We start from the raw sequence: 15,318 nt of genomic DNA, 5'->3' as shown, positions 1-15,318 counted from the left end.
GTAATTTGCTAAACTAGGAGCGGAGATAAAACAAGTGAAACTTATACTTACAGCACCCAATCCCGAACTATTCGCCGCATTCCAAGAGCATTTTTTCTACCTACCCAATGTCGAAATTACCAACAAACGTTTCGAGGATTTAACCGAGTATGACTGTTTGGTTAGTCCCGCCAATTCATTTGGCATGATGGATGGCGGTATCGATGCAGCCATTGTTGATTTTTTCGGTCATTCTCTAATGGTTAGGGTTCAGCAGCATATCTTGGAAGACTATCTAGGCGAACAACCAGTTGGCACGTCATTTATCATCGAAACTCACCATCCCAAACATCCTTTTATCGCTCATACTCCCACCATGCGCGTACCGATGTCTGTCGTAGGAACAGACATTCCGTATGTGGCAACGTGGGCAATGCTGTTAACAATTCGGCGCTACAACCGACACGCAGAACGTAAAATTGAGAGTGTCGTTTGTCCGGGATTGGGAACTGGAATCGGCCGAGTTCCTTATCGCGAAGCCGCGCGGCAAATGGCTCTGGCTTACGATTATTTTGTGTATCCCACGCCGTATGTCAACTGTTTTGTTGCAGCAGAAAGACAACTGCAAATTTGGGAAGGTGGCGATCGCAATCCTGCTTAAAGAGCGATCGCACTTTCCCAACCAGGTGGCGAGATTTGAACTCGCATAAAAGCTTTACAAGAGCCTCATGTTGCCAATTACATCACACCTGCATTTTTGGTGGCGGGGGCAGGAGTTGAACCTGCTATGAAGAGGCTTATGAGACCTCCAAGCCTACCCAGGCTACTTCACCCGCAATGTCACCAAATACCCCTGGCTGGCCTCGAACCAGCAACCTTCTCGTTCTAAGCGAGACACCTCTTCCAATTGGGCTACAAGGGCAAGTTTGTTTGGTTAACCTAACATCTTGAACAATTCTCAACAAGCTTTGAGAAACCGGGTTTCTGACAAAAAATATCGGGTTTTATGTAAAGTATTTGCCAGAAACCCGGTTTCTGCCACAGGTGCAATATCTCAGATTAAGAGGACTTATGCGCTCAGACTAAAGAAACCGGGTTTTTATCTAATCTGTGGGTTAGTGCGAAAATTTTTCGTAAAAAACCCGGTTTCTGACCCCATATATAAGTCCCTCCGATATTTATTAAATATTCATGCTCCCGACAGGATTTGAACCTGTATAAAACTAGGTTCTCGAACTAGCGCGTCTGCCGTTTCGCCACGAGAGCAAATAACAGAAATTGGCGATTAGCCAAGTACCCCTGACAGGATTTGAACCTGCAAAAACACTCGTTCTGAGCGAGTGATGTTTTCCAATTACATCACAGGGGTAAAGTCGGGATAGCAGGATTTGAACCTGCAACCTTCGGCTCCCAAAGCCGCCGCGCTACCAAGTTGCGCCACATCCCGTTCATGCTCCCGGTGAGACTCGAACTCACAATCTAAAATAGAACAGATTTTAAGTCTGCCGCGTCTGCCAATTCCGCCACAAGAGCAAGTAGAAACTTAGTTGAAAAATTGGTACTCCTGACTGGATTTGAACCAGTAACACACAAGGTTTGAGCTTGCGGCCTCTGCCAGTTGGGCTACAGGAGCATCATCATTACTGCTATTAGAAAAGCAGAACTCGGAAGGCAGGGTTTGAACCTGCATTATTCCGCTTTCAAAGAGCGGTGCCATACCAATTAGGCGACTTCCGAATAATTGAATGCCGGGGTAGGCTTTGAACCTACATAAATTCCTGTTTCAGAGACAGGCGACTTTACCAATTTGTCTACCAGGCAATTTAAACAGGACTTGCGTATTTCCGAGCAGAGAAACCGGGTTTTTTAGCTAATCTACTGACTACAGCGAAGAATTGTCGTAAAAAAACCCGGTTTCTGGCCACCCGTGCGTAATTCCTATAAAAAAATGGCTGCCTCAGTAGGACTCGAACCTACAACCATCACGTTAACAGCGTGCAGCTCTACCATTGAGCTATGAGGCAACGCAATCCCCCAAGTCAGTGTCGAACTGACGGCCTCTTGTTCTTCACACAAGCGCTCTACCAACTGAGCTATCGGGGGAAAACGGAGAAGGAGGGATTTGAACCCTCGGCGGGTGTTAAACCGCTCTTTCTTAGCAGGAAAGCGCCATAAGCCTCTCGGCCACCTCTCCAATTGAGCGAGAACGGAGGGATTTGAACCCCCAAATCTTCAGTTGCGCAGACTGAGTTGTTGTCCAGTTACAACACATTCTCACGATCGCAATTGCATATTAATACAATTGCAAATGGGTCGGGCTGGAATCGAACCAGCAACGCTTTAAGCTACTGTTTTACAGACAGCTACTCATACCAATATGAGAACCGACCCAGGATAGGAGATTTGGTAGGTCGCCGAGGAATTGAACCTCGATCCATCCGCTTAAAAGGCGGCTGCAAAACCATTCTGCCAACGACCCACACAAAGTGCTGACGGGAGTTGAACCCGCAAATCACTTGGGTGAAAACCAAGCGGCTTAAACCATTTGCCTACAGCACTGTCGATTTTAGATTTTAGATTTTAGATTTTAGATTGGGAATTTGCGATTTTAGATTGCGATTTTAGATTGCTCCTGCGAATCAATAGGAACAGAGGTTAGGGCGGGATTTGAACCCGCGAAATTCGGTTTTGCAGACCGACGCTTTGAGCCACTCAGCCACCTAACCTGGGAGTCCCGACGAGGTTTGCACTCGCAATCTTCTGCTTGAGGGGCAGACGGCTTGACTTTTGCCTACGGGACTTTGACGGGAGTAACGAGACTTGAACTCGCAACCTTTCGCTCGACAGGCGACTGCTCTGACCGGTTGAGCTATACCCCCGCGCAAATGAACAATATTTTGTTCTTGAATTACTGAAGTTGGGACGGGGTGGCGGTTGATTCCGCGTACTACAACCCGATCGGGCTTTTGTTGCCGGAGTCTACACCGCCAATGTCCGCAATTATGTGACACGATTAATTATCTATTCAGTTTTCAAAGTTCATATTGCTCTTGAGGTAAAGCTTTGAAGCTCTTTCCCCTTCGCCATACATTTATACTACATTGTGTATTACAAGACTGTCAAGGGGGTAATACAAGTTTTTTTTTAAATTGGGTTTTTTCAATGGAGGTCGATCGCCCTCTCCCAACACTCCCACCTACCCAAATCCACGAATACTCAAGACATTGGGCTGCTAAACTGGTGTTGTAGCGCGTGGTAAATCTGATGCTGAAACTGTACTACACTCCGATGTCTCTTAATTCTCGCGGCGTGTGGGTGGCACTTCTGGAAAAGCAGATTGCGTTTGAATCGCACTCAACCTCCACGGCGACTTCTAAATTTCTTCAACCCCTCTGAGCTCGGGTTTCGTCTGTGTCGGCGCGATTTCAATCGCCCGCCGTGAATCGCCCGCTTCCCATCGCCCATTTCCTGTTGCCCGCTTTGACCCCGCTGTCAATCCCCGCCCAGACATATTTCTCAAAAATTAGGTTTCTTTTCCCTGAAATTCCCATTATCATGATCGGCAGTGTGGAGTGAAAGGAATCCCAAGTGACCGGAAATCATCTGTTTCAAAGACTTAGAAAACACTGGCGTTTTGTGGCGATCGCCCTTGCAGCGGCTACGATTAGCTTTATCATCGGTATGCTGCTGCCAGAAAACCAACAAGGAAGCGACAACCCCGCAATCGCTGCGGTGCAGAACCTCAACCAATCCCTAACCGTAAATCCATTAACAAAGGAGGTTGGGGACGATCGCACAGCGTTTAATCTCGATCGCACTGTTGAGGAACTTCTCACCGTATTGGAATCCAAAGAAAAACTCTTGACTTTTGTGCCGCCAGAACAGTTTCAGGGAACAACTGTTTTTGAGGGCAAAGTCCAAGATTCTGAGAAAGTTATTGCTTTAACTGTTGATGATGGCCCGTGGCCGGAAACGACGGAACAAATGCTGGATATTTTTAAGCAAAATGATGTTAAAGCAACGTTTTTTTGGATAGGTAAATCTATCGAAAATTCTCCTGAAATTGCTCGCCGAGTTGTGGCAGAAGGTCACGCGATCGGCAATCATACGTGGCATCACTGGTACGATCCGATGGATGCGGCGACGGCGGCTAATGAAATCGATCGCACGGCTAAACTTATTTACGAAACGACGGGAGTTAAGACTACTTTTTTCCGCCCGCCGGGGGGAGTTTTGACTAATGGTTTGGCTAAGTATGCTAAGGAACAGAATTATTCTGTGGTGATGTGGTCGGTAACTTCAGCGGATACCGATCCGCGCGCTCAACCGTCGGCTTTTGTTGAGAATGTGTTGAAGGGTGCGAAGCCGGGAGCGATCGTTTTGATGCACGATGGCGGGGGCGATCGATCTCGTACTATTAAGGCTTTACCGGAGATGATTGCTGGTTTGAAACAGCAGGGATATCGGTTTGTGACGATTCCTGAGTTGCTGGAAATGCAAGGGCAATCAGCAGCGTAAATTGTGTAGGAATTGCGTGTCTTTTTTCGACGATACAGCTCAGGTTATAGAAACCCGTTTTCTGCAATAATATTGGTTTTGCAACTAGCTATCTACGAAGAAATTGGGTTTCTGATTTCCTGTGCTTAAGTTATCAAAGAGAAAAAAATGGCGATAGATTTTAAATTAAATTATATAATAAACCAGCGAAGATAATAGTAATTTTTGAGATAAAATGATATGAGAGAACTCAACAAATTACAACAGAATGGAGTTGAGTTGATAAATGCCGTCGATCGCGAGTTAGTGCCTCACTGGCTGCACTCGTTGGATACCTGCCCGAGTACCAACAGTTGGGCGATCGCCCGCGCGGTCGAACTGCACCACGGAGATGTAATATTTACTAAGCGGCAAACTAGCGGGCGCGGGCAACACGATCGCACTTGGCACTCCCCAACAGGTGTTTTAACGGCGAGTTTTGTACTCGACAACCTCAACCCCAATCTGTTACCCGGACTCAGTTTAGCAGTCGGTTTGGCTGTCATTTACGCGATCGAGGATTTGGTGCCCGAATGTCGCGATATGCTGCGCCTGAAATGGCCGAATGATGTTTGGATCGATCGCCAAAAATTAGCCGGAATTCTCTGCGAAGCCACTTCTGGCAAGACTTTCGGCACTCGGGCGGTTGTGGGAATTGGCATCAACCGCTGCGTAGATTTCGCGGCTGCGGGATTGGATGAAAGGGCGATCGGCAATGCGGTAAGCTTGCATTCTATTGCTGGTAATGTGCCCGATGAATTGTGTTTGCTCGATCGACTGCGACACTATTTACTCGAACTAGCCGATATGTTTTCCACCACCGACAAGCCAGCCGAAAAGTCCGGTTTAGCGCGGCTTTTGCCGGAATTGCGCCGCCGCGATGCGCTGATTGGCTGTAATGTGGCGATCGAACTTCCCTCCGAAACCATCTGCGGACAAGCGGCGGGTATTGACGGATGCGGCCGCTTGTTAGTATGCTTGGCGGGCGATCGAATACAAGCATTTACCTCCGGGCGAGTTCGATTAAATTAAAAATCATTCATCACACCAAATCCGCCTTTAATACCGCCGACTTCTTCTTCTTCAGTCCGCGGAGGCGGACATCGTTTGTGTAGTCGCGAATTCCATTCGCCGACTCTTATTTACCAATTCCCAATTCCCAATTCCCAATTCCCAATTCCCAATTCCCAATTACCCATTCCCCAATTTAATTTACCACCTCAAATACTACCAATCTGCTCAGCCACAGCGGTTGATTCGCCTCCACACCTTCAGGACGGCCCTTAGTAGAAGCAACTTGGATTCTATTGCCATTTATCCCTTGTTTAACCAGAGCAGATTTCACATTTATCGCCCTTTCCAGCGCCAACTTTTGATTTTCCGCAGGACTGCTTTTAAAATCGCTGTAGCCAATTATCCTCAAATTATTCGTGCTATTTTCCTCCATATATTCCTTGACTTTTCCAAGCTTTTGTGCTATCTCTTTTTGCGATAAAATTGCCGAACCAGTACCGAAATAAAGGCGAACTTCTATTACCTGTGATGGCGGTTGAGTTACGATTCCCACTGTATTTGTTACAGACTTCACCCCCGGAATTTTCTCAAAAGCTTGAGTTATTTTCTGAGCATCTGCCGCTTTGCTCACGCTACCTGCAACGGCGACTTTTCCCTCTGCATAGCGAGCCGATATATTAATGCTCTCTACTTTATTCAAAAGAGCCACAGTCCGCTTGACATCGGCTTCGGCTAAAACCGGATCAGCAGGTACTTCAACGGCTATAATTTTATTGTCAATTCTGAATTTTGGAGCGGCTTGCTGAGCGATTTTTTGTGCTTTCAATCGCAGCTTTTGATTCGGCACTCGTCCCGAAATCTCCAACACTTTATCTTTAACATCTGCCGCGAGGCGATAAACAGATAGCTCGGGAGCCGATTGTAAAGCTAAATTCGTATCTGCTTCTAAGCGGGCTGCGACTCCGCTGCGGTATTGATGAATACCCCAAGGTACGCCAATTAAAGCTAACACTGCCAAACCGATAATTGGTAACATTGGAAGTTTAGAAGATTTAACTTTTACCTCAGTATCGACGATTAATTTTTGCAAGTTCGAGTTTACTTCTGTCGGTACAGTGGTTGGATCGCCGTTAAATAACTGAATTTGACTCCCGTATTCTTGAAGAATGTTTTTGAATATTGCTCGCATTTTGTACTTAAACCACTGGCGGGTTTCTCCTTGCATCACTACTGCTAGATAACAGGAACCCGCTACTTCCAATACGATCGTAGATGTGCCGTATTCTATAGCATCAATTTCTGCAATAGTTCCTGACTGAGATATGCAATCGTTGACAAAAGCGCGAATAGCAGTCAGCATTCCCGCTACCATGTCTGATTCTAGCTGTTCGCGTTCAGAGTCCTGCACTGCTGAAATTACTAAGCCCGATGCTGTTTGGATTAAAAAGACAGCTTTAACAGTCAGCGGTGTTGTTTCTTGGATCAGCAATTCTGCTTCAGAAATTCCCTGCATTTTGGCTTTGAATTTGCGAGTAATTCCCTCAGGACTTAAAGATGATTCGAGTTTTTCATTAATCTCCCGCATCATCTCTGCCATGTATTTTAAAATTGTGCTGCCGATTATCGGATAGAGCGCATCCGACATGGCTTCTCGCTTGAGATGAATTTGCTGTTTGATAGCAGAGGCCATTTCCGGCGCGATCGCCATGGCAATTTCATCGGGCGATTCACTTATGCTGTGGCTGATTCCCACAGGAATAGCGGGCGATATGGCTACTCCCATCGAGTGCCTGTTTTCTCGGGTTTTGGTATTAATTACTTCATCAATTATCGGAGTAATGGTTTCGGTAAATGATTTTCTCGACTCATTAATTGTTTGGATCATCATTTCGGGAAAGAGTATTTTAATTCGGCTCATTAATTCTTCCCGATCGCCTCCCCATTCCGCATCAGTTAATTTGCGATCTAGTTCCTCAACTTTAACGTTGAGTTGGTGATTGTAACCTACAACTTGATCTAACAATGGTAAAATAGATTCGATGACAGACTTTTCTAGTTGCGCGTGATGGCTAACCATCAGCTCGTCAATCAAAGGTTTGAGTAAATCGGTAAACAAGTCTGTCGATTCATAAATTCGGTGTTCGATCGCCACCAGCTTCTGTTCGATCTGTCCGAGTCTTTCATCAATCCTTTTATTCTGAATGATGGCATCCACAGCGGGGGCGATCGCAGATTCTATGTCTAGCTTTGCTTCCCGGATGCTGCGGGACAGCATCTCTGCGATCGCGGGCATGATTCTTGCCATCAACCCTTCTATCTCAGCTAAAACTTGCTGCTGAACTTCGGTAATCTTACTTTCATTTTGCAATATTTGTGCTGCAATACCGCTGTTTTGAAGAGCCGTATTGACAGCCGGTGCGATCGCCTCTTTGACTTCTAACTTTGTCTCGTCAATTTTCCGGTTCAGCGACTCAATCATTAACGGCATCAACCTTGCCATTATTTCTTCCGGCTGAGCTCTTTGCTGTCGCTGAAGATTATTTAGTCTACTTTCTACGTCGCTCAATTTTCCTTGAACTTCTCTTTGCAGAATCGCTGATTCTATCAAAGGTTCGATCGCCGCTGCTACCTCTAATTTTGATTCATCGATTTTCCGGTTCAGCAAATCAGTGATTGCTGGCATTAGCATCGCCCTAATCTCTTCTGGCGTCTGAATTTGTGACTGTTGGGCCGCCAGACGGCGCTCAATGATGCTCAATACTTTTTCTTCTATTTCTACCCAAGCTATTCTTACCTGTACTGAGGGCGTGACAGCTTCTACAACCTCTAACTTTAATTCACTAATTTTGCGGTTCAGCAACTCGTTAACTATCGGCACTAGCTGCTTGACTAAATCTTCTGGTTGGTGCTGGGAACGCTGCTGAATATTCGCAAGTTTATCTTCAATTCTTACTACTTTTTCTTCCAGCCCGTTTTGATTGTGAATCACTTGATTGATTGTCGGTGCGATCGCCGAAGTTACCTCTAACTTAGAATCCTCTACCTTGCGGGTGAGCAGATCCCCCACCATCGGCATCAACCGTTTAATTAACTGTTCAGAATTAGACAAGTGCTGCTGGTTGAAGTCAGCAATTTGATTTTCCAAACTCGTTAATTTTGCCTGCAATTCGAGACGATTAATTTTATTATTGCTGCCTAGTTCGATCGCCTTATTTAATTCCGACTTCAACCGCTCTAATTCTTCTCTTACTAACTCCGGAATTAACGGTCTCAGTAAATTCATCAACTCTTTAGGTTCAGACATCAGCTTCTCAAAAAAATCCAACCTTTGTTCCACGCTGAAAACCTTAGTATAAAATTCTGGCAAATCTCTTTCAAAAAGCAGTTGCTGCAACCGCTTAAACTGCTCCACTGCTTGTTCTAGCTCTTGCTCCGAGGGCTGATAATTTTTTTCGACATTCGCCGCCACAGTTCTAGATAAACCTGATAAACCCTGTTCCTGATTATTTTTTGGTAGTCTTTGGGATGGGATCTCTTCATTATTATTCAAAACCTCCGGTACAATAGCCGGTGATTCGATCAGAAAAGACAAATTCTTGCGACGCGTTTCCTCATCCTCAAGTCGATCCACCGGCTTTTCGGAGGGCGGTAACTTCAGCTCGCGGGGCTCCTTTTTGGTTTTTTTCACTAACTGCAATTCAGTCAGTATGGTTAGCAACTCCTGAAGTTGCTCTCCCGCGTTAGGAATTGCCAGAGTTCCATCAGATACCTCTTTTTCTGACTGATATATTTTGCCTAAATTATCATTAGATGCTGCCATAGTCTGCTACCAAAATCTGATTTTAACCGATCGACTAAAATGAGCAACTTGCTTGTCGCCTCGCGCCAGCGAAAATCAATAGAAATGACAGAATTTTTAGCAGCGTCAGGTGTGCTAAAGCTATCGCCCTATTTTAACTGCCGCTCTGCGACTAGCCAACTGGGCCGCCAACTGCAATGCTGCCTTCATGCTGGAGGCATCGGCAATCCCTTGACCTACAATATCAAAAGCTGTGCCGTGATCGGGAGATGTGCGGACAAAAGGCAAGCCAATTGTGGTGTTGACTGCTTTGTCGAATGCCATCATTTTAACGGGAATCAAGCCTTGGTCGTGGTACATTGCCAAGTAACCGTCGTGAGCTTGTTTGGCTAAACCGTACCAAACTTTAGCTGGTTTTACCCACATGGTATCTGGGGGTATTGGCCCGTCTAACTGCACTTGAGGAAAGCGATCGCGCTGCGTTTCCAACCAAGGTATCATCCAGTCTTGCTCTTCATTTCCCAGTTTGCCATTTTCGCCACTGTGAGGATTTAAGCCCGAAATCGCAATTTTCGGTCTTTCTATCCCAAAATCTTCCCGCAAACACTTTACCAGCAATTCTAGTTTTTCGCTCAGCAATTCTGGAGTTAAAGCATCGGGTACTTGACGCAGGGGAATATGTGTGGTAGCGAGTAAAGTTACCAGCGTCCAACCGCTGTGGGGAGATGTGGCGGCAAACAGCATTCCGAACCGCTGCGATTGGGCTTTTTCTGCCAGGAGTTCTGTTTGTCCTGGATAATTGTAACCTGCTGCTTGCCAGCAAGTTTTGGAAATTGGGCCGGTGACGATCGCACAAAATTCCCCGTCGAGGGTACGGGCGATCGCCCTTTGCATATACGCAAAGCTAGCCGCCCCGCTCGCCGCATTCCCCACACCCGGGACAATCGGGCCCCATTTGCTGTCTGGTTCAATATCAATAATGTTTAATGTTTCGGGATTTGCCGCGAATGCTGCTGGATGGCTCGATCGCAACTGATCGTAAGTTTGCTGCAAAATCATCCTAGAACCAAAAACCGTCACCATCAAAGCAGCAGCGGGATCTGCCAAGGCCTTGAGAATCACTTCCGGGCCAATTCCCGCCGGATCTCCCAGAGTTACAGCTAGTTTTGATTCCCGATCGAGACTCAAGGCAGTTCTCTCCTACAAAATACCGGAATTTGGGCACTAAAATTCTAGCATTTAGCCTGCTGCTTTCCCAAAAACCCGAGAAAAATGCTGAAAACCCCGCTAATCCGAGGCGGCGGAGCAAAACTCGCCGCAGTCCTTCACAAAGGCTGTGAAGTTCTGCGATGCCGATCGTTGATCGAAGGTAGCTCGATACAGTAAAATACTTACCATGACACAGGCTGTAACAGCGTTGATACGTTAAAGCGCGATCGGCAAGTGGAACGATTGGTCAATAAGTAGTAATCTCAAGTGGGATACCCAGCCACTCTAAAAACAGTACGCCAAGCGAAACTTGACCCGGAAACCAGCAAAACTAAAATTTTCGCTCAACAAGTAGGGCGGGACACGCCCCAACTCTAGGCCAGTATCCTAGTAAGCTTGATTCAGATGAACCCGCACAGATTGTCTAAACTCGACTGTTTGGTTGTTACTTTGGTACGATCAAATAGTTCAGGAATTGCTCGCAAGAGATAGTTAATTTTAAGGTAAGTGACTGAATTGAGAATCCCCGTTGATGAGATAGCGGGTAATGTCAAATTATGTTTAATTAATGAATCTGCAATCGTCAAGGAACTCTAAAACAAATGAACCCTGAATTTCTCAGCGCAACCTTTTTGTCCTTTTCCCTAATTTTCGTCGGTATCGGTGGAGGCCTCCTACTGCTCAAACTCCAAGGCGGCGAAGAGTAAGTCATAGCAAACGCAGAAACCGGGTTTTTCTACCAAAAAACATCGTGCAGCACCATTAGCAAGATTAGAAAAACCCGGTTTATTCAAATTTATTCTCCTAGTCCTGAGTTATTAAAACACATCGTTGCAAAGACATAAGTATCAAGGCCCAAAGCAAAATTTTTAGCGGCCGATAAATAAGCAGGCATTTTCCATCGCAGATTTTTTCACAGACTGCTGTCTCATCCCCGATGCCGGACGCCTTGGGCTTTCTACCACGCGCCGCCTGCCTGCCCGATCGCTTAATGAGAAAAAATTCCGGCTTTTGTTAAGTTTTTATAAAAAACATCACAAAAACCTGATACCATCTTATAGAAAGTTTAAGATTCATCATTAATCCCTAGATGACTTTATTGATTTTAGGTGCCACCGGCACCCTCGGCCGCCAAATAGCTCGCCGCGCCCTAGACGAGGGCTACCAAGTGCGCTGTTTAGTCAGAAATTACAGAAAAGCGGCCTTTTTGAAAGAATGGGGCGCTGAACTCGTACCGGGGAACCTTTGCCAGCCCGACAGCTTGATTCCTGCACTAGAAGGCGTCACTGCTATCATCGATGCAGCAACAGCCAGCGCGGCAGATTCTGTCAGCATCAAAAGAGTAGACTGGGACGGAAAAGTATCGCTAATCCAAGCAGCAGCAGCAGCAGGCATCAAGCGTTACATATTCTTTTCGTTTCTCGATGCCGAGAAATATCCCCAAGTTCCCTTGTTGGAAATCAAGCGCTGTACCGAGCTATTCTTAGCAGAATCCGGTCTAGATTACACAATCTTGAGACCTTGCGGCTTTTTGCAAGGACTGCTGAGTCTGTACGCAATGCCAATTTTGGATGGTCAGGGAGTCTGGCTGCCCAACAAGCCGTCAGCCCTTGCTTATATGAACACTCAGGACGTGGCAAAGTTTGCCGTCCGAGCTCTTACCGTTCCCGAAACCGAGAAAAAAACCTTTCCGGTGGTGGGAAATCGAGCTTGGGATGCTGAGGAAATTGTGCGGTTGTGCGAGCGGCTTTCTGGCAAACAAGCCAAAATCACCCGCACGCCAGATGCCTTGTTGCAGGCTACTCGTCAATTTGCTAAGTTCTTTCAGTGGAGTTGGAACGTAGCTGACAGATTGGCTTTTTCAGAAGTTTTGGCAGCCGGAAAACCCTTGAAAGCTCCGATGGATGACGTTTACAGTGTCTTCGGAATCGACCCCAAAGAAACTACTACTTTGGAGTCTTATCTCGAAGAATACTTTAATCTGATTATGAAGAAGCTCAAGGAAATAGAGTACGAGCAGCTTAAGACTAAAAAACGGAGTAAACAAAAAATGCCCTTTACATTTTAAAGTGCCGAAAGCAGGGATTATATACAACGATGTTAAACCTGTGGCTTGTCGCATCGCCGCAGAGTTGCAAGATAAGCTGACTGCCCGCGGCTGGGAGGTGTGTTCGGTTTCTGGTTCTGGAGGTATTCTGGGCTATTCTAGCCCCGATCGCCCGATGTGCCATACTCCGATCGACCAACTCGTCCCCCCCGGTTTTGACAGCGACATGGAGTTTGCAGTGGTTTTGGGCGGCGACGGTACTGTGCTGTCGGCATTTCGCCAAGTTGCTCCCATCGGAGTGCCGCTGCTGACTGTCAATACCGGTCACATGGGCTTTTTAACAGAAACTTACCTCAACTTGCTCCCGCAAGCTTTGGAAAAGGCGATCGCCGGAGAATACGAAATAGAAGAAAGGTCAATGCTCGCCGTGCGACTGTTTCGGGACAACGACTGCCTCTGGGAAGCCCTTTGTCTCAATGAAATGGTGCTGCACCGCGAACCGCTGACTTGTATGTGTCATTTTGAAGTGGCGATCGGGAATCACGCTTCTATTGACATTGCCGCAGATGGAGTAATTATCTCGACTCCGACAGGATCGACAGCTTACGCCCTTTCTGCCGGCGGGCCTGTAATTATTCCCGGAATACCGGTGCTGCAATTGCTGCCTATTTGCCCCCATTCGATGGCTTCGCGGGCTTTGGTGTTTTCCAACACCGAACCGGTCAAAATTTTGCCGGCGAGTCCGAATCGCCTGGTAATGGTGGTAGATGGGAACGGCGGATGTTATGTTTTGCCGGAGGATTGGGTGCAAATCGAGCGATCGCCCTACCCAGCGCGTTTTGTTCGGATACAATCCTTTGAGTTTTTCCACATTTTGCGGGAAAAATTAGGCTGGGGTTTGCCTCACATTGCCAAACCGAATTCCGTAGAGTTGCCTTGAGAGTTGTTGGTAATTAGCGGAGTGTAGGGGAGGGCTAAAGTCCCGTCCTTTTAGGGCGGGTTTTTCTTCGGCTTCAGGTTTCTAAGTTTTTTCCCAGGATAAAGCTCGATCGGAATCTCCTACGGAATCCTTAATTCTCGATCGAGATTCCGAACCATATCCAAGGTGAGGCAACGTTTACGAGATAACACTCCCAATCAGTGGCGGTAGACACCTTCGTACTCACCATCAATACCTCTCAAACCGTCCGCTGCATTTGAATAGTTAGACTGCCACGATCGCCAACTAAAATATTCTACAGACTATTCTTTGTGTAGGTTCTGCAAAGCCCAGCATTAACTGGAATAGCTTGCTAAGCCTGAGTTGCCGAAATTTCCTCCGAAGTTTCTAACAATAACCATCACAAAGATTTCGATCGCCTTCACTGACGTTAGGATTTGTTTTCAAATAATCACGAATCCAGAGGCAACCCTTTTTGAGCAACTTATCCAGTTTAATATCTAAATCTAAAATTAAATCGTCAGGATTGATATCCCATAATCTCACTGTTTTGTCAGCACTAGCAGAGGCAATAATTTGACCATCGGGACTAAAACTGACCCCATATACACCAACCGTATGCCCTTCTAGCGTTCGTAAAAGCGTCCCCTTCAGACTCCACAATTTCACAGTTTTATCTAAACTAGCGGAGGCAATAATTTGACCATCAGGGCTAAAACTAACTCCAAAGACCCCCTCCGTATGTCCTTCTAGGGTCCGCAGAAGTATCCCCTCTAAACTCCATAACTTTACAGTCCAATCACCACTAGCGGAGGCAATCATTTGACCATCGGGACTAAAACTGACCCCATATACACCAACCGTATGCCCTTCTAGCGTTCGTAAAAGTGTTCCCTTCAGACTCCATAGCCTTAGGGTTTTGTCAACACTAGCAGAGGCAATGATTTGACCATCAGGGCTAAAACTGACTCCCCAAACCTGATCCATGTGTCCTTCTAGCGTTCGTAAAAGCGTCCCCTCCAGACTCCATAGCCTTACGGTTTTATCAACACTAGCAGAGGCAATGATTTGACCATCAGGGCTAAAACTGACTCCATAAACTCGATCTGTATGCCCTTCTAGTGTTCGTAAAAGCATCCCCTCCGGACTCCACAGCCTTACAGTTTTATCAACACTAGCAGAGGCAATGATTTGACTATCGGGACTAAAACTGACTCCCCAGATTCGATCTGTATGCCCTTCTAGAATTTCCAAAGATTTTCCCTCAATCTCCCATAGCCTCACGGTTCTGTCGAAACTAGTGGAGGCAATAATTTGACCATCAGGGCTAAAACTGACTCCCCAGACCTGATCTAGGTGTCCTTCTAGAGTTTTCAAGAGCGTCCCCTCCAAACCCCACAATCTCACAGTTCTGTCACCACTAGCAGAGGCAATGATTTGACCATCAGGGCTAAAACTGACTCCCCAGACCCGATCTGTATGTCCTTCTAGGGTATTTAAGAGTGTTCCCTCCAGACTCCACAGTCTCACAGTTTTATCCAAACTAGCAGAGGCAATAATTTGACCATCAGGGCTAAAAATGACTCCCCAGACTTGATCTAGGTGTCCTTCTAGAGTTCTCAAGAGCGTTCCCTCCAGACTCCACAGCCTCACAGTTCGATCGGCACTAGCAGAGGCAATGATTTGACCATCAGGGCTAAAAATGACTCCCCAGACCTGATCTAGGTGTCCTTCTAGAGTTCTCAAGAGCGTTCCCTCCAGACTCCACAGCCTCACAGTTCGATCGGCACTAGC

General features: G+C 46.4%; 9 protein-coding genes and 19 tRNA genes. 6 read left to right on the top strand and 22 right to left on the bottom strand.

From position 1 onward, the window contains the following. Positions 1-34: 34 nt before the first annotated feature. Positions 35-640, top strand: coding sequence for a macro domain-containing protein (locus QUB68_RS27410; RefSeq protein ID WP_332998074.1), 606 nt, complete (start codon positions 35-37; stop codon positions 638-640). A 20-nt stretch (positions 641-660) separates the two neighbouring features. Here QUB68_RS27410 and QUB68_RS27405 read toward each other — a convergent pair. The 19 genes from QUB68_RS27405 to QUB68_RS27315 all read right to left on the bottom strand — a co-directional run bounded on the left by QUB68_RS27405 (position 661) and on the right by QUB68_RS27315 (position 2,858). Continuing rightward, positions 661-732 (bottom strand) — tRNA-Thr (locus tag QUB68_RS27405). A gap of 95 nt (positions 733-827) precedes the next feature. Then, positions 828-901 (bottom strand) — tRNA-Leu (locus QUB68_RS27400). A 270-nt stretch (positions 902-1,171) separates the two neighbouring features. After that, positions 1,172-1,245, bottom strand: a tRNA-Leu gene (locus QUB68_RS27395). A 28-nt stretch (positions 1,246-1,273) separates the two neighbouring features. Next, positions 1,274-1,348 (bottom strand) — tRNA-Leu (locus tag QUB68_RS27390). A gap of 4 nt (positions 1,349-1,352) precedes the next feature. Further along, positions 1,353-1,426: transfer RNA gene (locus QUB68_RS27385), tRNA-Pro, on the bottom strand. A gap of 4 nt (positions 1,427-1,430) precedes the next feature. Beyond that, positions 1,431-1,512: transfer RNA gene (locus QUB68_RS27380), tRNA-Leu, on the bottom strand. Between the two features lie 23 nt (positions 1,513-1,535). Further along, a tRNA-Leu gene (locus QUB68_RS27375) sits at positions 1,536-1,612 on the bottom strand. A gap of 30 nt (positions 1,613-1,642) precedes the next feature. Beyond that, positions 1,643-1,716: transfer RNA gene (locus tag QUB68_RS27370), tRNA-Gln, on the bottom strand. Between the two features lie 8 nt (positions 1,717-1,724). Further along, positions 1,725-1,800: transfer RNA gene (locus QUB68_RS27365), tRNA-Gln, on the bottom strand. Positions 1,801-1,928: 128 nt separating this feature from the next. After that, positions 1,929-2,003 (bottom strand) — tRNA-Asn (locus QUB68_RS27360). 6 nt (positions 2,004-2,009) lie between these two features. Next, positions 2,010-2,082, bottom strand: a tRNA-Phe gene (locus QUB68_RS27355). Between the two features lie 4 nt (positions 2,083-2,086). Continuing rightward, positions 2,087-2,173: transfer RNA gene (locus QUB68_RS27350), tRNA-Ser, on the bottom strand. A gap of 7 nt (positions 2,174-2,180) precedes the next feature. Further along, positions 2,181-2,255, bottom strand: a tRNA-Arg gene (locus QUB68_RS27345). Between the two features lie 33 nt (positions 2,256-2,288). Next, positions 2,289-2,370: transfer RNA gene (locus QUB68_RS27340), tRNA-Tyr, on the bottom strand. Positions 2,371-2,383: 13 nt separating this feature from the next. After that, positions 2,384-2,458, bottom strand: a tRNA-Lys gene (locus QUB68_RS27335). 5 nt (positions 2,459-2,463) lie between these two features. Further along, positions 2,464-2,538: transfer RNA gene (locus QUB68_RS27330), tRNA-Glu, on the bottom strand. 93 nt (positions 2,539-2,631) lie between these two features. Continuing rightward, positions 2,632-2,705 (bottom strand) — tRNA-Cys (locus QUB68_RS27325). Continuing rightward, a tRNA-Glu gene (locus tag QUB68_RS27320) sits at positions 2,706-2,780 on the bottom strand. Between the two features lie 4 nt (positions 2,781-2,784). Beyond that, positions 2,785-2,858 (bottom strand) — tRNA-Asp (locus QUB68_RS27315). 709 nt (positions 2,859-3,567) lie between these two features. On the opposite strand from QUB68_RS27315, the gene QUB68_RS27310 reads away from it, so the two are divergent. Together QUB68_RS27310 and QUB68_RS27305 are read left to right on the top strand one after the other, a co-directional pair. Next, the gene (locus QUB68_RS27310) at positions 3,568-4,497 is read left to right on the top strand and encodes a polysaccharide deacetylase family protein (protein ID WP_332998073.1); all 930 of its coding nucleotides are present in this window, start codon (positions 3,568-3,570) and stop codon (positions 4,495-4,497) included. Positions 4,498-4,716: 219 nt separating this feature from the next. Further along, complete coding sequence (locus tag QUB68_RS27305) at positions 4,717-5,547, top strand: biotin--[acetyl-CoA-carboxylase] ligase (RefSeq protein WP_332998072.1); 831 nt, start codon at positions 4,717-4,719, stop codon at positions 5,545-5,547. 175 nt (positions 5,548-5,722) lie between these two features. Here the strand turns inward: QUB68_RS27305 and QUB68_RS27300 are convergent, their stop codons facing one another. Further along, a complete protein-coding gene (locus QUB68_RS27300; RefSeq protein ID WP_332998071.1) occupies positions 5,723-9,349 on the bottom strand; it encodes an OmpA family protein in 3,627 nt (1,208 codons plus the stop codon). Between the two features lie 120 nt (positions 9,350-9,469). Continuing rightward, positions 9,470-10,516: a 4-hydroxythreonine-4-phosphate dehydrogenase PdxA gene (gene pdxA / locus QUB68_RS27295; RefSeq protein WP_332998070.1), complete on the bottom strand. Its 1,047-nt coding sequence runs from the start codon at positions 10,514-10,516 to the stop codon at positions 9,470-9,472. Positions 10,517-11,139: 623 nt separating this feature from the next. Here pdxA and petM point away from each other — a divergent pair. The 3 genes from petM (at position 11,140) to QUB68_RS27280 (ending at position 13,524) form a co-directional block, all read left to right on the top strand. Continuing rightward, the gene (gene petM / locus QUB68_RS27290; protein WP_332998069.1) at positions 11,140-11,244 is read left to right on the top strand and encodes a cytochrome b6-f complex subunit PetM; all 105 of its coding nucleotides are present in this window, start codon (positions 11,140-11,142) and stop codon (positions 11,242-11,244) included. A 383-nt stretch (positions 11,245-11,627) separates the two neighbouring features. After that, positions 11,628-12,605 (top strand): NmrA family NAD(P)-binding protein, encoded by a 978-nt coding sequence (locus QUB68_RS27285; protein WP_332998068.1) that lies wholly within the window; start codon positions 11,628-11,630, stop codon positions 12,603-12,605. 1 nt (position 12,606) lies between these two features. After that, positions 12,607-13,524, top strand: coding sequence for an NAD(+) kinase (locus QUB68_RS27280; RefSeq protein WP_332998067.1), 918 nt, complete (start codon positions 12,607-12,609; stop codon positions 13,522-13,524). Between the two features lie 387 nt (positions 13,525-13,911). Here QUB68_RS27280 and QUB68_RS27275 read toward each other — a convergent pair. Continuing rightward, a partial coding sequence (locus tag QUB68_RS27275) for a WD40 repeat domain-containing protein (protein ID WP_332998066.1) occupies positions 13,912-15,318 on the bottom strand: 1,407 nt, incomplete at its 5' end.

This window comes from Microcoleus sp. A006_D1, from assembly GCF_036702805.1.
GTDB lineage: Bacteria > Cyanobacteriota > Cyanobacteriia > Cyanobacteriales > Microcoleaceae > Microcoleus.
This window is presented reverse-complemented; position numbering and strand designations above follow the sequence as displayed.